21 protein-coding genes and 1 pseudogene are annotated in these 17973 nt (G+C 58.7%); 17 read left to right on the top strand and 5 right to left on the bottom strand.

From position 1 onward, the window contains the following. Positions 1-86 precede the first annotated feature (86 nt). The 10 genes from HJG45_RS08925 (at position 87) to HJG45_RS08880 (ending at position 4586) form a co-directional block, all read left to right on the top strand. Positions 87-812: a hypothetical protein gene (locus HJG45_RS08925; protein WP_171611735.1), complete on the top strand. Its 726-nt coding sequence runs from the start codon at positions 87-89 to the stop codon at positions 810-812. Further along, positions 805-1200, top strand: a complete 396-nt coding sequence (locus HJG45_RS08920; RefSeq protein WP_171611734.1) for a hypothetical protein — start codon at positions 805-807, stop codon at positions 1198-1200. Before HJG45_RS08925 ends, HJG45_RS08920 begins: the two co-directional genes overlap by 8 nt. Then, a complete protein-coding gene (locus HJG45_RS08915; protein ID WP_171611733.1) occupies positions 1201-1467 on the top strand; it encodes a hypothetical protein in 267 nt (88 codons plus the stop codon). Continuing rightward, complete coding sequence (locus HJG45_RS08910) at positions 1464-1709, top strand: hypothetical protein (RefSeq protein WP_171611732.1); 246 nt, start codon at positions 1464-1466, stop codon at positions 1707-1709. The genes HJG45_RS08915 and HJG45_RS08910 overlap by 4 nt, the downstream gene beginning before the upstream one ends. A 103-nt stretch (positions 1710-1812) precedes the next feature. After that, a complete protein-coding gene (locus HJG45_RS08905; protein ID WP_171611731.1) occupies positions 1813-2187 on the top strand; it encodes a hypothetical protein in 375 nt (124 codons plus the stop codon). After that, positions 2184-2996, top strand: a complete 813-nt coding sequence (locus HJG45_RS08900) for a hypothetical protein (RefSeq protein ID WP_171611730.1) — start codon at positions 2184-2186, stop codon at positions 2994-2996. Before HJG45_RS08905 ends, HJG45_RS08900 begins: the two co-directional genes overlap by 4 nt. Continuing rightward, positions 2996-3268, top strand: coding sequence for a hypothetical protein (locus tag HJG45_RS08895; protein WP_171611729.1), 273 nt, complete (start codon positions 2996-2998; stop codon positions 3266-3268). The genes HJG45_RS08900 and HJG45_RS08895 overlap by 1 nt, the downstream gene beginning before the upstream one ends. A 146-nt stretch (positions 3269-3414) precedes the next feature. Then, positions 3415-3843 carry a DUF4345 domain-containing protein gene (locus tag HJG45_RS08890; protein WP_368040548.1) on the top strand — a complete coding sequence of 143 codons (429 nt, stop codon included), beginning with the start codon at positions 3415-3417 and terminating at the stop codon, positions 3841-3843. A 59-nt stretch (positions 3844-3902) separates the two neighbouring features. Next, complete coding sequence (locus tag HJG45_RS08885) at positions 3903-4187, top strand: hypothetical protein (RefSeq protein WP_171611727.1); 285 nt, start codon at positions 3903-3905, stop codon at positions 4185-4187. A gap of 57 nt (positions 4188-4244) precedes the next feature. After that, a complete protein-coding gene (locus HJG45_RS08880; RefSeq protein ID WP_171611726.1) occupies positions 4245-4586 on the top strand; it encodes a hypothetical protein in 342 nt (113 codons plus the stop codon). 39 nt (positions 4587-4625) lie between these two features. Here the strand turns inward: HJG45_RS08880 and HJG45_RS08875 are convergent, their stop codons facing one another. Together HJG45_RS08875 and HJG45_RS08870 are read right to left on the bottom strand one after the other, a co-directional pair. Then, positions 4626-5099: an H-NS family nucleoid-associated regulatory protein gene (locus tag HJG45_RS08875; RefSeq protein ID WP_171611725.1), complete on the bottom strand. Its 474-nt coding sequence runs from the start codon at positions 5097-5099 to the stop codon at positions 4626-4628. Between the two features lie 83 nt (positions 5100-5182). Next, positions 5183-6013, bottom strand: a complete 831-nt coding sequence (locus HJG45_RS08870; protein ID WP_171611724.1) for a hypothetical protein — start codon at positions 6011-6013, stop codon at positions 5183-5185. Here HJG45_RS08870 and HJG45_RS29400 point away from each other — a divergent pair. From HJG45_RS29400 to HJG45_RS29390, 3 genes and pseudogenes are all read left to right on the top strand, one after another. Beyond that, positions 5932-9249: pseudogene (locus tag HJG45_RS29400) on the top strand (hypothetical protein); the annotation flags it as partial. The gene HJG45_RS08870 and the pseudogene HJG45_RS29400 overlap by 82 nt on opposite strands. Continuing rightward, the gene (locus HJG45_RS29395) at positions 9224-10051 is read left to right on the top strand and encodes an endonuclease domain-containing protein (protein WP_368040551.1); all 828 of its coding nucleotides are present in this window, start codon (positions 9224-9226) and stop codon (positions 10049-10051) included. The pseudogene HJG45_RS29400 and the gene HJG45_RS29395, both read left to right, overlap by 26 nt. Further along, positions 9961-12213: a hypothetical protein gene (locus tag HJG45_RS29390; RefSeq protein ID WP_368040550.1), complete on the top strand. Its 2253-nt coding sequence runs from the start codon at positions 9961-9963 to the stop codon at positions 12211-12213. The genes HJG45_RS29395 and HJG45_RS29390 overlap by 91 nt, the downstream gene beginning before the upstream one ends. A 3-nt stretch (positions 12214-12216) precedes the next feature. On the opposite strand, the gene HJG45_RS08860 is transcribed toward HJG45_RS29390, so the two are convergent. Continuing rightward, the gene (locus HJG45_RS08860; protein ID WP_171611722.1) at positions 12217-12492 is read right to left on the bottom strand and encodes a hypothetical protein; all 276 of its coding nucleotides are present in this window, start codon (positions 12490-12492) and stop codon (positions 12217-12219) included. A 262-nt stretch (positions 12493-12754) separates the two neighbouring features. Between HJG45_RS08860 and HJG45_RS28375 the strand changes: the two genes are divergently transcribed. The 4 genes from HJG45_RS28375 to HJG45_RS08840 all read left to right on the top strand — a co-directional run bounded on the left by HJG45_RS28375 (position 12755) and on the right by HJG45_RS08840 (position 16431). Beyond that, on the top strand, positions 12755-13348 hold the full coding sequence (locus tag HJG45_RS28375) for a hypothetical protein (RefSeq protein ID WP_217362869.1): 594 nt from the start codon (positions 12755-12757) through the stop codon (positions 13346-13348). Positions 13349-13627: 279 nt separating this feature from the next. Continuing rightward, positions 13628-14812 (top strand): RtcB family protein, encoded by a 1185-nt coding sequence (locus tag HJG45_RS08850; protein ID WP_171611721.1) that lies wholly within the window; start codon positions 13628-13630, stop codon positions 14810-14812. Between the two features lie 28 nt (positions 14813-14840). Continuing rightward, positions 14841-15257, top strand: a complete 417-nt coding sequence (locus HJG45_RS08845; protein ID WP_171611720.1) for a hypothetical protein — start codon at positions 14841-14843, stop codon at positions 15255-15257. 187 nt (positions 15258-15444) lie between these two features. Further along, a complete protein-coding gene (locus HJG45_RS08840; protein WP_171611719.1) occupies positions 15445-16431 on the top strand; it encodes a DUF6551 family protein in 987 nt (328 codons plus the stop codon). An 89-nt stretch (positions 16432-16520) separates the two neighbouring features. Here the strand turns inward: HJG45_RS08840 and HJG45_RS08835 are convergent, their stop codons facing one another. Together HJG45_RS08835 and HJG45_RS08830 are read right to left on the bottom strand one after the other, a co-directional pair. Beyond that, positions 16521-17249, bottom strand: coding sequence for a glutathione S-transferase family protein (locus HJG45_RS08835; protein WP_174890415.1), 729 nt, complete (start codon positions 17247-17249; stop codon positions 16521-16523). Between the two features lie 90 nt (positions 17250-17339). Continuing rightward, entirely contained in the window at positions 17340-17948 is a 609-nt protein-coding gene (locus HJG45_RS08830) for a hypothetical protein (RefSeq protein WP_171611718.1), read from the bottom strand. Positions 17949-17973 lie beyond the last annotated feature (25 nt).

Genomic DNA, 17973 nt, shown 5'->3' with positions numbered 1-17973 from the left:
AAATACCCGGTGAAAATCTGTTGCTTGATCATTATGGTGTATATACGTTGTAGTCAAGGATGATTTTAAGGGGATTGGATTTTAAGATGACCATGACGACTGAACAGCAACGGCGAGAGGCTTTGGGGGCGCTCGATAAGCTGCATGGACGCTGCATAAAAACAGCGCATAGCCCTGGCGGAGAGGAGATTGTAAGCGAGTGGCGCGAAACCATACTTAAGGCACTCCAGCCCGCGCCAGTGCAGGGGCCGCCGCGCGTAGCTACCCACGAAATGATTTTGGCGGGCTTTCAGCATGTTAACTGCGAAACAATGTCCTTTGACGCTCGAAAGAATAACTTGGGCCGGGTATGGCAAGCCATGTACGACGCCGCCCCCATCGACACGCCGAAGCCAGACACGACAAATGCGGTGGATGTTAATAACGAAATTGTAGCCGGTGAGACGGAAGTTTCTGATCTCCCTTCCACGACTGCCGGTTGTCAACCAGGAGGCGACTGCCTGGGCAATGAAAGTGTCGCAATTTCTGATTTAGCGGACGACATATTGGTCCATCTCTGCCTTGGCAAAGGCAAGAGGGAACGGCTTGTCGAAGTGCTTGGAAGAAGCCTCGGAATGCTCAGCCCCGGGACCGCGCAGCCAGCGGGATGGAAACTGGTGCCGGTTGAGCCGACGGATGAGATGGTTATAGCCGGTATCAAGGCGTTTAATGCGGTCCCGACTGATGACACGCAAAATACCAAGGCCATTATCGCGGAATATAAGGCCATGCTCGCAGCTGTCCCCCAACCACAGGGAGGCGACCATGACTGATCTCGGCAAACGCTTCCGCGCAGACTGCGACGACTTCACCGGCACCTGCATCGGCTCATACACGACCCGCGAAGGCAGAGACGGCCTGGTCCTGCAAATGGATAATGCCCGCGTGGTGCATGTCTACGGCCGGAACAGGCTGACGGAGATTGAGGCGCAGCCAGCGGGTGAGTGGATGCCGATTGATACTGCGCCGAAGGATGGCAGTCGGTTTGATGCATGGTCAGTAAACAAAGAACGCCATGCAGATGTAAAATGGTCAGCAAGGAAAAACTGTTTCCTTGAATGGGCTGTCGGGGATTTTGACACCTGCGAATGGGTGCGAGTTCAGTACAGTTTAACCCATTGGATGCCCGTCCCCCAACCGCCAGCATCGACGGAGGGGTAGATGCGCAAAATAGACCGATTTGCAGCAAAGCCCGACTATCGGAAAACCCCTAAGACTGATTACTACTGCATAAATTGCCAACGCGACATTGATCCGTCAAAGCCGCATAGAATGGTTCATGCCATTGCAGGCGGCGATTGGTATCTGCATCCAGAAGATGAAGATCAATATGTGCCAGACGGCGGTGATTGCGGGTTTCTTCCATTCGGAAACGATTGCGCTAAGCGACTAGGCATTGAATGGACCCATGAAGGACAGAAGCCATGACCGCCGACCAGTGCCGCGTCGCTTTCGAGAAGTGGTTTGAAGATACGTCAGGTTTTACGGAGAATGATGAGGGCATAGCGATGGCAGCGTTTAAAGCAGCCTGGACCGCATCCCGCGCCGACATGGCGGAGGAGATGGGTCGGTTGAGGGAAGCGGTTCGTGACCTATCCGATTTTGCGCCTGTTCTGACGAGGAACATACATGCCGCCGTCATCAGGGAATGCATGGAGGGCGGGAAGTGACCGGTAAACAAGCCTTCTGGATAATCGTCGTTTATGCCCTCGGCCTCTATGTCGGCCATGCTTTTACGTCCGACTCTTGCTTTGATCACACAGGATATTTGCCATGACCCCCACCAACGCGAACCCAGATGCACCGGCGATGCCGGATGCCCAGACTATAAGCGATGCATTGTCGCATTTCAGTAAGCGCGTCGATCCGTTCAGCAAAGCCGCAACTTATGCTCTGGGTCGAGTTTCCCAATCTCCCGCTCAGGCCGGGGGTGCGTCACAGGGAGGGGGCGTGATGGCGCAGATGGCGGAGGCTTTAAGGCGGATACGATCTGGATGTCACCCGACGTTTAATGTCAATCGGTTCTGTGATGAAGCCCTGGCTGCCTACGCCCAACTGCGCCAGCAACCGGCAGGCGCGGCGAATAGGGGTGCGATTGACGAAATGGACGACGATATTCAAGCATTAATGGATAGGGATAGAGAATGACCACCCCCGAAGACCTAGACGCGATAGAGGCGGCACTGAAAATAGCCGATCGAAAAACCGTGGAATTTGATTTAGCCAAAGCCTCCCTCGCCCGGCTCCGCGAACAGATGCTGACCGTACCGCTCGACCCAGACATGCCCGCACAGGAATTGCGCCTGCACATGGGCGAACTGACAGCCGATGAAATGCGCGTTGCCAGGGATGCGATACGGTGGGCCAATACAGGACGATCCGCAGCCAAGGCCGAACCGATTGAAGGTATAGAACAGGCCGATAATACCCTAATTGGTGACGCAGTACCCTTAATGCCCGAACAGGCAGGCGGGCAGGCGGAGCGGGAGGCGATTGCTACCTTAACGCAAATTATCAACGATGAGCTTGGTGGATATCCGTTCAAAGAGGCCGCTGAAGCAATCGGTGTATTAATGCGGGCCCTCCAGCAACCGGCACAGCCAGCAGACGAGACGCATCTGCCGAAATACCCAACCGATGACATGATAGATGCGGGGCGGAATAGATTAGCAAAGCTGCAAAAGGCTAGCTTCGCAGTGCAGGCTGGTGAGGTGTGGACATCCATGTTTGATGCCATGCTGCCACAGCCAGCAGACGAGACGGTTGAGGCGTTGCTGGAGAAGCTGATTGAAATGGGCTACGAAGCCGGCATTTGCCTTGAACTGATCGATGACAATGAGTGGCAGTTCGGTGCTAGGCGATTAGTCTGCTTTACGCCTGCAGATAAGTTGCACGGCATTGGCCCAACCCCCGCCGCAGCACTGAAAGCCGCCATTGAGGCGGTGAGGGAGAGGTGATGGAAATACCAAATGATCCGATGGAACGCGAATTCATACTGCTATGTGAAAAGCACGGCATTGAATACACGAAGCCAGAACAGGAAAAGGATAATCCTAGCAACCTAGATTTCTATCTGCCTGAATATGACGTCTCTGTTGAGGTGAAGCAATTCCCCACAGAACGCATCCACGACCAAATGATTAAAAGCGGACAGAAAGATATCATTGTCCTTGTTGGCAAAGGATCAATCAAGGCGCTCCATTACATGATTTCTGGGTTGAAGCCATGACACCACACGCGAAGAACTGGTGGAGGGGCAATGCCGCTGGAAAGAATGACGGCCAGATGAATAAATAGCAGGCCTATGTTTTTTGCCGCAACACCTCACCAGTTCTCCCGTTATCTGTCCGTCTTGCATTGAGCCGGGATAACCGAGTGACCGAAAAGCGGCTTCTTCAGAGTGCTATCCTCGTATTCGGTCTTGTTCCGGTCCTGGCTGGTCTCGCTGGCATGATTTTGGGTGCCGGGTTCATTGCCGATGCCGCCGACCCATCGCTCGACAGCCACGTCCGCTATCTCTCCGGCCTGCTGTTCGGCATCGGAGTGGCGTTCTGGACCTCGGCGCCGAGGATCGAGACCATGGGTTCGCGTTTCCGCCTGCTGACCGCGGTAGTGTTTGCCGGTGGCCTGGCGCGGCTGGTGGGGATTGTGGTCGTCGGCATCCCATCCAACTCGGCGGTGTTGGCCCTCGGCATGGAGCTGGTTGTGACGCCTCTGCTGTGTCTGTGGCAGGCGCGGGTCGCTCACGCAGGCGTTCAAGATGCCCGAACCAATAAATTGAATTCGCGAACGGTCTCGAAATAACCGGCCCCGCACAGTCTCGGCAGGCATAGCCTCGCAGCTTCCCCTTCGGACATTCGGTCATGGCCTGCGAGAACCATACGATTTGGCGCACCCGTTCCGGCCGCACCTACTGCATGCATTGCTGGAAGGGCGACGCCAGCCAGGACGAGGTGTTGGAGCATTACTGGTCGGTTGCGCAGCTGCTGAACGCCATCCGGCCCAAGGAATCGCACCATGGCGGTTGGAGGCTCGAACGCCCGATGACATTGCGCGAGATGCAAGTGCTTTTCAGAGACGAAAAGCCGCGAAGCGTGCCGGTGCCGTTGTGCGGTGCGGAGGCGGTATGGCGAGCCATCGGGCGTTAACTCTCGGAAAATGACCTGGAGCCGTGCGAGCAGCTTCCTAACGAAGCCTGAACCGCCATGAATGCCTTCCATCCCGATCATCCCGACTGGCAGCGGTATCGGCGCGCATGGAGCCGGGCACGGTTCGCGGCCTATGGCATTGTGTGGAGCCTGATCGGCAGCCTGGCCGTCATCGAGACAGCGGAAGTCCTGTTCGGCGCACTGCATCTGCCCGGCCTGGCCTATGCCGTGTCGGCAGGATTCGCCGTCTGGTCATGGTTCGCCTACCGACAGGCACGGCGCATACCCCGGCCAACTGAACCGGGATTGTCTGACGGCAGCGGTTCGCGGCCCCTGCCCTCCACCCCGTCACCGGCACCGCAACAGCGCACGGGAACGCCCGAGCTGGTGGACGCATAATTTTAATCTCAGAAAAAGGCGGGCCGAAGCCCGCCCCTGTCACTCAGCCGCCGGCTTTTCGATCAGGAATTCGTCCCGGCTCTTGCCTTCTGCCTCGGCGACCTGGATCCACTTCGCGGCGCGACCGCGACCAGACCATTCTTCGCCGGTAGCGGGATTCCTGTATTTCGCCGGCGGCGACGCCCTTTCAGACGAGGCGCCTTCGCTCTTCGGCTTCCGGCCACGCTTGGCCGGCCCAGCTTGCCGTGGCGCCATGTCACCGAAGAGGTCGTGAATGGCGAACCCCTTTTCCTGGGCAAGCTTCATCAGCTCGTCACGGGCAGAGGCCTTTTCGCTGGCTTCCCGCTGCCTGATCCGCGCCTCGGCATAGGAAATCGCCTGGCGCAGCTGACCGACATTCAGCCCGTCGAGCGGCTTCAGAAACGCCGGGGTTTCCTCCGGCTGAACATCCTCGTTGATATCCCGCACCGGCTCCTCGGACGCCTCCGAAGCTTTCTTCGCCGCGCGTGCCATGGTGATCTCCCAAAAAGGCTGACGCGAATCTCTTAAACCCTGCGTCGATTCGCTGGGAAGGGGAAATATGGCTTCAATCGCGTTTATCTTACCCAGTCGCGCTGTTTCGGGAAGGCTTGGCCTTTCGCCTTGATCGATTTAGAGGCCTCGCCATCCAAGCCGAAGGCATAAACCAGATTGCCGGGGTGCCGAATGGGCCGCAACGCCGCCCTGACGCGGTCCACCCAGTCTCGGTCGGTCTCCCCTGCCCTGACGATTCCGACCGCAGCACCCGCGCTCTCAATCTTCGCTTCCGCCGCCTGCCAGCCCTGCTTGCGGCGCAGATACTTGAAAAAGTTATAAGGTTGGATCACGCGCCCATCCGGCAGCATCTCCAGCGTGCGCGGTGACGCCATGCCGAGGAAAGCCGCGTTGCTGGCTTGATAGACAGTGCCAAAATGGCCGGGCTTAACCATCTCGCCCGTTGCGGTCCTGCGTTCGACGGGATCGGAATAGGACAGGCAGGCCCTGACATGCGGCTTCTCCTGCCGCAGCGCATTGAAGGCGCGTTTCAGGAACCAGCTTTCGCCGTTCCATTTCACCTCCGGCAGCAGCACCAGCCGCCCTAGCTCTGTCCCTTCCTCGCGCCCGAACCCGGTCCAGCGCGGCATGGCCTGGCCTGATTGGATGCCTTCGCTGAACACCGCGACCCCGACCAGCGCGGATGAATCGACGCCAGGTTTGCGAAAGAGACCGACGGCGAGGTGGGCAGCGGGGTATGACCCGGCATAATGATGTTCGCAGATGAACGCCTTGGCATCGCGTTCACGGATGACATCGACGCCGAACTCGGATGGATCGATGCGGTCGCCGGGACCATGGATTACCTGGTGACGGTTTTTCCAACGCAAGTCGAGGTCAAGAGAGAGCTGCACAGCATGTCGGTTTCTCCGGCATCGCCGGGCAAATAACGCAATTATCGAACGTCGTTTTTCCTCGCGATTTTAGCTCAGCGGGATACTATCGGCCAGCCTTTTCGGAGGATTTATTTGAACCCAAACAGATGTGCCTTGATATGCTTGATTCGATCTTCACCGGCGCCGTATCCCACGGCGAAAAAGCCAAAGCCCGCGATCTTCTCGCTGCGATCCGAACATTAAAAGAGGCGGAGGGACGCCAAGCCACCGCCACCGAAAAAGACACCCTCAGGCGATTTCCCGGCTTCGGATGCGTGGCGAATTCGATCTTCCCCGATCCGGCGACCAAGATTTTTAGGCAAGGCTGGGAGGATCTGGGGCAGGAACTCGCCGGGATACTGACGCCAGACGAGTACAGTTCGGCCAAGCGCAGCGTCTTCAATGCATTCTACACATCGCCCGTCGTCATGCGCGCCGCGTTCGCTGGGCTCAAGCGCATGGGGTTGCCGGATAGTGCCTTGGTCATCGAGCCCGGCTGCGGCGTCGGAAATTTCATGGGCCATGCCCCTGACGGCATGCGCTTCATCGGCGTCGAGATGGACAGCCTGTCCGGCCGCATCGCTCGCCTGCTCTATCCCGACCAGGACATCCGCATCGAGAATTTCCGCGACAGCCGGTTACCCTCGCTCGACGCGGCCATTGGCAATATTCCCTTCGGTGATGTCCACATGGAGTACGGCTCCCACCGCTTCTCGCTGCATGACTTCTTCTTCGCCAAGACGGCCGATGCCCTCGCCCCCGGCGGCGTACTGGCGTTGGTGACCAGCCGCTACACCTTGGACAAGATCAATGGTGCTGCGCGCGAGTACCTCGCCGACCGGACGCAATTCCTCGGCGCAATCCGCCTGCCCGACGACGCCTTCAAGGATCAGGGGACGCGCGTCGTCACCGACATCGTCTTCCTGCAAAAGCGCGAGGGTGGCGACCGCGGCTGGACCAAAGTAGCGCCCTTCCCGCTCAGCGACGGCCGGACGGTCGATATCAACAGCTGGTTCATCGAGCACCCCGAGATGATCCTTGGCAACATGGCCCTGGATCACGGCCAGTACGGGCAGGATACGCTCAGGGTCCGCAGCGCGCCGGACTATCAGGAACGGCTCTGGTCAGCCCTGAAGGCGCTTCCTGAGGGCATCTTCGCGGCCCAGCGGGAGGAGATGCGCCAAGCGGTCCCGGTGGGGCTTGGCGAAGGCTCCTTCAGCATTGCCGACGACGGCGCCATTCTGCAGGTTGAGGCCGGCGAGATCGTCCCGGTCAAGCATGGCGAGCGCGCCCTGTCGGCCAAGGGGACCGGCCAGATGGGGCCGCGTCTCGCCGCCCTGATCCGGCTGCGCGACCTCGCCCGTACCGTGCTGAGGACCCAGAACGAGGGCAAGCCGGAAGCGGACAGGGAGGCGGCGCGCAAGGCCCTGAACCGCGCCTATGACGGCTTCGCCTATGCCTATGGCCCGATCAACAAGACGACCTTCTCGACCAATGCGCAGGGCAACGAGGTCAGGCGCATGCCGAACCTGGTCAAGTTCCGCGAGGATCCGGACGCCTACCTGGTCATGTCCCTCGAGGATTACGACGAGGAGACCGGGAAAGCCAAAAAAGCGGCGATCATGACCCGCGACGTCGTTGGCCCGGCCCGCAAGGTCGAGCGCGTCACATCCGCCGAGGAAGGGCTGCTGGTCTGCCTCAATGAACGGGGCCGGGTCGATATCGACTATATCGCCCGGCTCTATGCATCGACGCAGGATGTCGTGCTGGCCGAGCTCGGCGAGCTGCTGTTCCAGGATCCGGTATCGGGCGAGTACGAGACGCGCGACGCCTACCTGTCGGGCAACGTCAGAAAGAAGCTTGCCGAGGCAAAAGCATCGGGCAGGCACCCGCGCAACGTCGCCGCCCTTGAAGCCGTCCAGCCCGAGGATCTGCTGCCAGGCGACATCGACGCCAATCTCGGCGCGCCGTGGCTGCCGGTGTCCGATCTCGAGGCCTTCGCGGTCGAGTTGTTCGGTGTGACGCCGTCCGCCATCTCGATCGCGCACCTGCCGAAGGATGCCATCTGGACGGTCGATGCGACCTATCAGGCCAAGAGCGCCGTCACCAACATCAGCGAGTTCGGGACGCCGCGCATCGACGGGCTCACCTTGTTCGATCAGGCATTGAACCTGAAAACGCCTTCGATTTTCGACGAAATCAGGGACGGCGATTCCACAAAGCGCGTCCTGAACCAGGAAGCCACCATTGCCGCCCGTGAGAAACAGAAGCGCATCAAACAGCGGTTCGGATCTTGGGTGTTCAGCGATCCGGAGCGGGCCGAACGGCTGGTCAGGATCTACAACGACGGCTTCAACAATATCAGGCTGCGGCAGTACGACGGGGCGCACCTGACGTTTCCGGGGATGAGCCAGGCGTTTAGGCCGAGGAAGCATCAGATCGATGCTGTGTGGCGGACCATGACCAGCGGGAACACTTTGCTCGCTCATGTGGTCGGAGCTGGCAAAACGGCCTGTTTTGTAATATCGGCAATGAAGATGCGACAAACTGGATTAATCCGGAAGCCCATGCTCGCCGTGCCAAATCATATGCTTGAGCAATTTAGCCGAGAGTTTTTGCAGATATACCCCAACGCTAAACTGCTGGTCGCCGGAAAAGAGGACCTGGCTAAGGACCGCAGGAAGCTTCTGACGGCGAAGGTTGCGACGGGTGACTGGGACGCAGTTGTCGTCACGCACAGCAGCTTCGAGCGCATCGGTCTATCTGCCGAGTTCCAGGAACAGTTTATAGAACAGCAGATCGAGCAGTACGAAGCCCTTCTGATTGAAGCCAAGAACACTGGCGATGGCGGCGGATCGCGCTCGCGCAGCACAATGATTAAGCAGATCGAAAAGCGGAAAGTGGCTTACGAAGAGAAGCTTAAGGAGCTGCAGGCGGAAGATAAGAAAGATGATGGACTGGTATTCGATGATCTAGGGGTTGATCAGATCTACGTCGACGAGTGCTTTTCCTTCGACACTCTTGTCGAGACTGATCGCGGGTTGCTTAAAATCGGCGAGATTGTAGAAAAACGCATTTCTGCTCGCGTAATATCTCGAAATTCTTGTAGTGGTGAGATAGAGTGGAAGCCAATTGTAAATTGGTATTCCAACAGACGTCACACACCGCTTATTGAGGTATTTCACGACCATGGGTCATTCATCTGCACGCCAAGCCATAAAATCTGGGTCGACGGAAGCGGCTACAAAAAGGCGGGCGACCTCACCTCGAATGATCCACTGCTTACAGTGCGACAAGGAATTCGATCTGAGCTTAGCAGGTCCAGGGCCGAAGCCGGAACATTGCTCGGAGGCATGCAAGTCCGCGTTTCGGACCATAACGCGGACTTGCCAAGTGTGCGAGGAACCGTTCAGCTTCGAAGTGACAAGCAGGAAGGTTTTTCAACATCGGGAATTCTGCAGCATAACGTGCAAGATGAAGGCGCAGCGGGCGAACCCGCTTTCGGAAGAGAAATTCAGCGCCTCTATGAAGGAGCATTATGCGGCACACGGGGGGTACTGGAAAGGGAAGTCGAATCCTGCGCTGCGGAACTGGTGGAACACAGCCAGCGAAGAAGAAAAGGCGGTGGTAAACAAGAAGTCTGCACAGACTCTTCGAGCGATTGGTCACAGACCGAAGATGCGCGGTGGCAATGGCCATCTGACCGTTCCTCAAATTCTGTTGGCAGAGAGAACTGGGATGACGACGGAGCTGCCCATATCAACCAAGACCATTCGGCATCTGATTCCGAACTTAGCGAAACACTACAAGGCGGACCTTTCCGACAAAGACCGCATGCTGGTGGTGGAGATAGATGGGAACAGCCACAACTCGGTCAAAGCACAGGCACGGGATGCGAAGAAGGACAAAGCCTTGTCCCTTCTCGGGTGGTCGGTGTTGCGGTTCTCAAACCAGGAAGTGATGGAGAATACCGCTTCTGTGGTCGAGCGCATTCAGTCGTTTACGACATCGAGGTAGCGGACAACCATAACTACTTCGCCAACGGAACGTTGGTTTCAAACTGCCATCTGTTCAAGAACCTCGAAACGCCGACCAAGATGGAGCGTGTCGCCGGCATCCAGACCACCGGTTCCCAACGGTCATTCGACCTCTACATGAAATCTCGCTACCTCGACGGCCTGACGCCGGGCCGTGGTCTCGTCTTCGCCACCGGGACGCCGATCTCGAACACGATGGTCGAGATGTACACGATGCAGCGTTACCTCGCCCTGTCGGCATTGGAAGATCGCGGCATCGCCCACTTCGACGCATGGGCCGCATCGTTCGGCGAAGTTGTCGACGCCATGGAGATCAGCCCGGACGGGGCAACACTGAAACCGCGCAGCCGGTTCGCGAAGTTCATCAATCTGCCCGAGCTGCAGCAGCAGTTCCGCATGTTCGCCGATGTGCAGACGGCAGAAATGCTCAAGCTGCCTGTCCCGCGCCTGAAATCGGGCAAGGCCATCGTCGTCTCTGTCCCGATGACGGAGCGGCAGAAGGACATCCAGACCGCGCTGGTCAAGCGGTATGAGAAGATCAGGCAGGGCGGCGTCGATCCAAGGGACGACAATGCCCTCAAGATCACCACCGACGGCCGCAAGCTTGCGCTCGATCCCCGCCTTATCGAGCCCGGAGAAGCGTCACCGGACGGCAAGATCGCCGCGCTGATTGAGAACGCGGTCGCCATCTGGGAACGCACAGCAGACCGCCGCGGCACCCAAATGATTTTCAGCGACATCGGCGTGAACCCGACTGACTGGGGCTTTTCCGTCTATGACGAGGTTATCGACTTGCTGGTGGAGCGCGGTGTCCCGCGCGAGCAAATCGCCAATATCGGGGATGCCGACACCGACGCGAAGAAAGCCGCCCTGTTCTCCAAGATGCGCGCCGGGACCGTGCGGTTCCTGCTTGGATCGACAGCCAAGATGGGAACGGGAACCAACGTCCAGCAGCGACTTGTGGCGAAGCACGACATCGACGCGCCATGGAAGCCGGCGGAGATCGAACAGCGCGACGGCCGCATTCTCCGCCAGGGCAACAGCTGGGACGAAGTCGAGATTTACCGCTATGTCACGGAAGGATCGTTCGACGCCTATATGTGGCAGACGCTGGAAACCAAGGCGCGATTCATCAGCCAGATCATGAAGGGCGATCTCGGCGTCAGGCGCGCCGACGACATCGGCGGTGCCGAACTGAGCTTCGCCGAGGTCAAGGCCCTTGCCTCGGGCAATCCGGCCGTCCTGACCCTTGCCGAGATCGAGGCCGACATCCAGCGGCTTGCCCTGCTGAAACGCTCGCATGCAGACGATCAATACCGGGCGCGGCAACAGGTCCGCAGCCTGCCGGACGACATCGTGCGCCTGCAGGAGCGCGCCGAGGCCCTGACCGCTGACCATGCCGGCGCCGGGAGCAAGGCCGTCGCCGTGGCCGGTCGCAGCTACAGCGACCGGGACAAGGCCACCGAGGCCATGAACCTGGTGCTGAAGCAGCATCTCTCCAATGCCAGCGAGAAGGCGCACCGGTGGCCGGTGGGGAGCTATCGCGGATTCACCCTGTCCGTGGAGGCACAGAAGGGCGTCACGCCGGACCTGGTCGTCGAAGGGCGGACATCGCACTTCCTCGATTTCAAGGCCATCGCCGCCGGATCCCTGTTGAACAGGATCGACTACCTGGTCGAGCAGATGCCGCGTCAGGCCGAGGCCGCGCTGGAAACGCGCCGGATCAAAATCGGCCAACTCGCCGCGTTCAAGGACCGGGTCGGCCTGCCGTTCGAGCAGGAGGACCGGCTGCGCGCGCTGGAAGCGATCAGGACCGAGCTCGAGGGACTGCTCGCCGGCACCGAAGGGCGGGAGCGCATCGACGCGCTGGTGGATGGCTACAAGGCGATGAAGGGCGCGCCGGAGGTGGTGGCTGCGGCTGAGGCGGTCCCAGAGCCCGAACCGGTTCCAATCGTGGTTCCTACCCCTGCCATTCCTGAGCCTGTTCAGCCGGTCGAGGTCGAGCCACCGCCGCCGCGTGTCGAGAAGCCTGGCGTACTGGTCGAGGCATTCCAGGCCTCGCTGTTCGAACCGAACAAGCCGAAACCTCAACCCAAGCCAAAGAGCACCGCGGCGAGGCCGGTGCAGCTGAGCCTGTTTTGAGGATCAGGACTGAACGCGCTCCACCAGCCTGACGCGCAACGGGCTGGTCAGGGAGGGGAACGGCTTCGTATCGCACTTGCCGCAGCGGATCGATGGGTCGTCGGGCTGCGGCATGTCCTCGATGCGGTCAGCCCTGATCGCTGCGAACTCGGTCACTTCCCCGATGATCTGACGCATCGCGCATTCGACGCAGCCGGTCATCGCGATGGCCGCGAACCAGGCCTCATGGATGGCTTCGACGTAGCGGGCATAGGTCTCGGGGTCGGGTTTGTTGGGCATGGCTGCCTCCGTAAAACGAAAGAATATTGCTCACAAAAGCCGCGACATTGGTAATACCTTGTATTATCTTTTTGACATGAATGATCCATTGGTTCCGACATCTTTTAAGGCTCCGAAATCGCTTATGGCTTTGTTGAAGGCCAGCGCGAAAAAGAACGGGCGCACCAAAGGCGGCGAGATTAGGTTCATTTTAGATCGAGCTTTGCGGCCAGGTAAGAAGGATTAGCCCGCCACCGGGGACTAGTGGAGAAAGAAGGAGATTATGTGGGGCGATAACTGCAATTTAGACACTTTACTAGGCAAGACGCTGATCAAAGTCGAAAAGTCCGGCGATGACGAGCTTCATTTTGAGGCCGACAGTGGCGAACGTTTTAAGCTTTATCATTCACAAAGCTGCTGTGAGAGCGTCCAGATTGAGGATGTCTGCGGCGACCTGAATGACTTGGTCGGGTCCCCAATAATCAAAGCAGAAGAGCGGGAATTCCGCGATGAAAATCCTCCTGATGTTACGGTTCCTGACTACCAGGACAGCTTCACCTGGACCTTTTATGAGTTTGCCACCGTGAAGGGCAGCGTAACGGTGCGCTGGTATGGATCATCAAACGGATATTATTCAGAAAGCGTCGATTTCACAAAGTTGGATTCGTACCCCCCCCCCCACCGGGGATCGGTGGAGAAAGATGTTAGGAAACTTTGCTACGCGTCACTGCCACGTCTACTATGGGTCCAGAGCGAACGGTTTCCGAGAGTCGTGAGGCTATTTACGGGAGAAAGAAAAGAGCGGCAAATCCAGAAAGATACCAGGAGCACTCGCGGGCATACAAACGCAGGAAAAATACGGATCCTCTCTATTTAGAGCGGAGGAAAGAGCAGCAGCGCAAATACGCCAAAGAAAGGCGGCAACGGATTGACCAATACATCTTTGCCGCTAAGGATGTGCCATGTATGGACTGCGGCGAGAAATATGACAGAGTTTGCATGGACTTTGACCACGTTCGGGGCAAAAAAATCTTCAATCTCTGTCACGCAACGCGGGCGGTTTATCGGTCGTACCAAGATATAATTGACGAGATCGCCAAGTGCGATGTTGTTTGCTCAAACTGCCATAGGTTAAGAACCAAGAATCGGAGTAAACATGGAAAAGCGGCTTAAAGTAAACGGAGAGGTCGAGGAAAAAACACTTGACCAGATGAAGAAGGTCATGGAGCAGGCTGATTATGGCGTGCTGTGCGCCGACAATCACTTAGGGTACGGCCATCCAATCGGCGGCGTAGCTGCATACAAAGACCGCATCTCAATCTCCGGAGTAGGCTTCGACATCGCCTGCGGCAACATGGCGGTGAAACTGCCTCTCAAGGCCAGCGAGATGAGCCATGACCGCTGGAAGGAACTAGGGCGGGAGATCAACCGCACCATCAGCTTTGGTGTCGGGCGGGTCAACGAAATGCCGGTTGAAGCCGAATTCCTCGACACTGACGCCAACTGGGAGAACGAAGCCCTGGCTGGTTTGAAAGACCTTGCCGCTGCGCAGCTCGGCACCGTGGGATCAGGCAATCACTATGTTGACGTCTTCCGCGATGAGGACGACTTCGTTTGGATCGGCGTCCACTTCGGCAGCCGCGGTCTTGGCCATAAGGCAACGACGCACTTCCTGAAGAAACTTGGCGCCAAAGATGCTATGGACGCCGATCCCTGCATCGTGGACATGAATTCCGATGTTGGCCAAGCCTACTACGAGGCCATGACGCTGGGCGGGAAGTACGCCTATGCGGGGCGGGATTGGGTCTGCAAGACAGTTTCGAAGATCATCCAAGGTGGCGATCACTGGATTGATGAGGTCCACAACCACCATAACTTCGCCTGGATCGAGGAACACGACGGCGACAAGTATTTCGTCGTCCGCAAAGGCTCGACACCGGCCTTTCCCGACCAGCGCAGTTTCATCGGTTCGACGATGGCGGACCAAAGCGTGATCGTGCGTGGATTGGATACACCATCTGCCAAAGAAAACCTGTACTCGACAGTGCATGGAGCAGGCCGCGTCCTTTCTCGCACTCAAGCGGCAGGGAAATTCAAAGGCTGGGGACGCAACCGCGTCCGCGTTGCTCCGGGCCTAATTGATGAGGACGCGATGCGGGAGGAGATGAAGGCGAACAGGATCCACCTATTCGGCTCCGGGGCTGATGAAGCGCCGGGTTGCTACAAGAAGCTGGACGAGGTTCTGGCCTTCCACAGCGACAGCATCGCCGTGGAACACAGGTTGACCCCGATCATCGTCTGCATGGCAGGCAGTGATACACGCGATCCGTACAAAGACTGAGCCGGCCCAGCCGGAGAAAGAAGGAGATATGCCGAACTACGATGTCACCATATACCGCGAAATGCGGGTGAAATTTAACGGCATCTCAGCCGAAAGCCCTTCCCACGCCGCCTATCTGGGGCATGACAGGCCGACGAGCGAAGCTGATCTCGTCGAGGATTGCGATGGTCGCAGTTTTGCCGCCTTGGTGGACGTAGCGGGGGACTCCGATGGCGTCGTTATCGACTTCCCGCAGGGGGAGATACCCCAGCACTTCGCCAAGGCGATGCTCGGCATGCTCCAGTCGGCTGTCGATCATTGGGGCGAAGCCGTCAGGGCCGATGAGCCGATCGACGGCGGCGACGCCGTGCAATGGCTGTCGGGCTTCATCACCGCCGCCCTGCCCCTCGTGAGGGAGATCGAGCGCCAGGCCGCACAACACAAGCCAGAAGGGCCGGCGCCATGATCGACATCGAACTCGAACCCGAGGCGCCCTACCCCACTTGGTCCGCGATCCTGGTCATGCTGCTGGCCGTTGTCGCGGTGCCGCGTGTGGCGATGAACTTCATTCGATAAGCCCAGCCGCAGGGGATGCGGCAGGAAGACGAGGAGATGTGACAGGTCGGCAGAATAGAAATTCAGATACTGAAGCGATGAAGGCGGCATTTATTGCGCGGCACGGCGTCACCAAATGCCCACGGCAAGAACATGTTTCACCGCCGATCCCGAAAGCACCCTCCCATAGAGATGATGCGCCTGTAAAGGCCGAACGGATACAGAAGGTCGATACCAAGCCGCCAAAACCGCAGTCAACGCGGGATCTGGGATCTAAACCCGTCTTGATGTGGGTTCCTGTTAGCGAACTTCATATCGACAGCCACTACCAGCGCAACGTGTCCACCAAGCGCGGCCAGGCGGTCATCAAGGACATCGTCGCCAACTTCCAGTGGCCGCTCTTTCAGCCGATCACCATCACACAACGCGATGAATCAGGATACTGGGTGATTGACGGGCAGCACCGCATGCTCGCCGCGCAGCAGGTCAACATCCGCGAAATTCCTGCCGTGCTTCTTGAAAACCTCACCCAGGCGCAGCAGGCCCGCGCTTTCGCTGGCATCAATGGCAAGCGTGTCTCTGTGAATGCTTATGCCATCCACCACGCGATGATCGCCGCCGAGGATCAGATCAGTGTCCGCCTGGCGAGCATCTGCGCCAAATCAGACGTGTCTATCCCTCGCTATCCGAAGATGGTAGCCGTCGCAAAGCCGAACGAAACCATGGCCATCGCAGCTTTGAAAACAGCGATGAAGGTTCATGGCGACGACGCGCTGATCTGGGCTTTGCGATTGATACGGGCAACCTATCCAGACGAGCCCGGCATGATTACAGCCTATGCCGTCAAGATCTTGAGCCGATTTTATTCGATTCACGCCGACTACCCAATCAGCGATGCCGTCATGCAGGAGGTTCTGCTTGATCTTGACCTTGATCGAGTCAGGGACGACGCCGCGGAAAGCGCCAATGGCTCCGATAGGGTGACTTGGGCGATCGCAAGGCTGGCACAGCTGTACAATGGCGCTCTGCCCGCCGGAAAGCAGAAGCTTCCGGCGACTAGCCTGGCTGAGAAAGCGCAGGACTGACTGCGCCGCGCCTTCAACGCACAACCAGACCTGTTCGCCGAGCCGCCGTTACCAGCCCCGGACCTGTGCGGCTACCAGAACTGCCCGGCTCAGGACGGGTCCACAAACGGCCCGATGTTCGCTCGCTCGAAGGCCGGGCGGGCCTGAATGCGGGACCACCAGTCCGCGACATGGGGATGCTTTGCAGTCGTCACCTCGTCCGGGGCGATCTCTTCGTCGATCCGCTTGACGAAGGGGACGGCCGCGATGTCCGCGATCGAATAGGCGCCGCCGACGAGCCAGCACGACGCCGCTATGGCGGCTTCCATGCGGTCCAGCAGCACGACGAGCTTCCCGCGCGCTTCGGCGCGCTCCTCCTCGGTGTAGGGCCGTCGTGCGACGCGCAGCCAGGATTCCTGCCGTTCCTTGCTCGGGATGCTGGCAAGCTTCGCCGCGAGTTCCTCGTCGGTCCATTTCGATGCCATCTCGCCGAAGGAATGCCGCCAGTTGAAGATGATGAGGTTGTGGATGCGCTCATCGATATGGCGGATCCAGTTGCGCATCAGCGCGCGGTCGTACGGGTCCGCCGGCCGCAGCGGGGGATCGGGGCAAATCTCGTCCAGGTACTCGCAGATGGTGCCGCTTTCATGCAGCGGCTTGCCGTCATGGAGCATCGACGGGACGACACCGTTCGGGTTGATTTTCAGGTACGCCGCCGAGTGATGCTCGAGCTTGCCCATGTCGACGATCCTATTGTCGTAGGCGAGGCCCTTCTCTTCGAGACAGAGTCGGACGCGGCGCGAGGCGCTGGACCGTGGGGCGTTGTACAGAATGATCATTGCGGCTTCCTGCCAAACCGGACGTCGGGTTCCCGGCGGGCGGAAGCTTAGTCCGGGTACGGGCCGGTAGAAAGTTGGATGCCGGGCCGATCAATGTATGTCGTGCTTCCTCAGACTTTCCGGACAGATCCGCGCGAACATATTTTCCTCGTCCTTATTCCCGTACCAGGCGTTGAAGCCCATGCGTGTGCATCGCCCGTACCCGTCGGTTTGAATGCAGACGTTCGGTCGGCGCATGTAGGCTTCCCATTGTCCGTACGAAACGCATGGCTGGGTGAACTGGCGCACGAGTGGCTTGGCTTTTTCGACGGCTTTAGGCACTGCCATAATAGCAGAGGCCAGCAGGACGACCGCGATGATCACCGAAGGCGCAAATGCTCGAACCTTTACCCAGGTATCGTCTCTTGCCCATGCTGGGGCCGGTTGCGGTGACGGGTCGGCTTGCGGCCTTGGCGGCACCTGAGGTGACGGCGCAGGGCGCCGTTCAGGTTCGGGTTTAGGCTCAACCTCTCCCTCAAGCCTGCCCGCCTTGAGCCAGTCCAGCAACACGTCCCTCGCCGCATTGACCCTTGCCGTTTCCTCGGCACCATCACACGCCTTAACGCGCTTCTGGTGACGCCTGCCCACCTTCTGCGGGGTCAGGGTTTCAATTTCATGACGCGCGACACCAAGGACTACCGCAGCCGCTTCAATCTCCATGCGTCTGTGTAAATGACCCTGGATA

It is taken from the genome of Roseicella sp. DB1501 (assembly GCF_013112485.1).
Classification (GTDB): Bacteria; Pseudomonadota; Alphaproteobacteria; order Acetobacterales; family Acetobacteraceae; genus Paracraurococcus.
The sequence above is the reverse complement of the archived record's forward strand: the minus strand, read 5'-3'. Positions and strand labels throughout refer to the sequence as shown.

Coding starts and splice junctions, on each gene's coding strand:
- HJG45_RS08925 (WP_171611735.1), top strand. CDS start 87: ATGACCATGACGACTGAACAGCAACGGCGAGAGGCTTTGGGGGCGCTC.
- HJG45_RS08920 (WP_171611734.1), top strand. CDS start 805: ATGACTGATCTCGGCAAACGCTTCCGCGCAGACTGCGACGACTTCACC.
- HJG45_RS08915 (WP_171611733.1), top strand. CDS start 1,201: ATGCGCAAAATAGACCGATTTGCAGCAAAGCCCGACTATCGGAAAACC.
- HJG45_RS08910 (WP_171611732.1), top strand. CDS start 1,464: ATGACCGCCGACCAGTGCCGCGTCGCTTTCGAGAAGTGGTTTGAAGAT.
- HJG45_RS08905 (WP_171611731.1), top strand. CDS start 1,813: ATGACCCCCACCAACGCGAACCCAGATGCACCGGCGATGCCGGATGCC.
- HJG45_RS08900 (WP_171611730.1), top strand. CDS start 2,184: ATGACCACCCCCGAAGACCTAGACGCGATAGAGGCGGCACTGAAAATA.
- HJG45_RS08895 (WP_171611729.1), top strand. CDS start 2,996: ATGGAAATACCAAATGATCCGATGGAACGCGAATTCATACTGCTATGT.
- HJG45_RS08885 (WP_171611727.1), top strand. CDS start 3,903: ATGGCCTGCGAGAACCATACGATTTGGCGCACCCGTTCCGGCCGCACC.
- HJG45_RS08880 (WP_171611726.1), top strand. CDS start 4,245: ATGAATGCCTTCCATCCCGATCATCCCGACTGGCAGCGGTATCGGCGC.
- HJG45_RS08875 (WP_171611725.1), bottom strand. CDS start 5,099: ATGGCACGCGCGGCGAAGAAAGCTTCGGAGGCGTCCGAGGAGCCGGTG.
- HJG45_RS29395 (WP_368040551.1), top strand. CDS start 9,224: ATGGGTCATTCATCTGCACGCCAAGCCATAAAATCTGGGTCGACGGAA.
- HJG45_RS08860 (WP_171611722.1), bottom strand. CDS start 12,492: ATGCCCAACAAACCCGACCCCGAGACCTATGCCCGCTACGTCGAAGCC.
- HJG45_RS28375 (WP_217362869.1), top strand. CDS start 12,755: ATGTGGGGCGATAACTGCAATTTAGACACTTTACTAGGCAAGACGCTG.
- HJG45_RS08850 (WP_171611721.1), top strand. CDS start 13,628: ATGGAAAAGCGGCTTAAAGTAAACGGAGAGGTCGAGGAAAAAACACTT.
- HJG45_RS08845 (WP_171611720.1), top strand. CDS start 14,841: ATGCCGAACTACGATGTCACCATATACCGCGAAATGCGGGTGAAATTT.
- HJG45_RS08840 (WP_171611719.1), top strand. CDS start 15,445: ATGAAGGCGGCATTTATTGCGCGGCACGGCGTCACCAAATGCCCACGG.
- HJG45_RS08835 (WP_174890415.1), bottom strand. CDS start 17,249: ATGATCATTCTGTACAACGCCCCACGGTCCAGCGCCTCGCGCCGCGTC.
- HJG45_RS08830 (WP_171611718.1), bottom strand. CDS start 17,948: ATGGAGATTGAAGCGGCTGCGGTAGTCCTTGGTGTCGCGCGTCATGAA.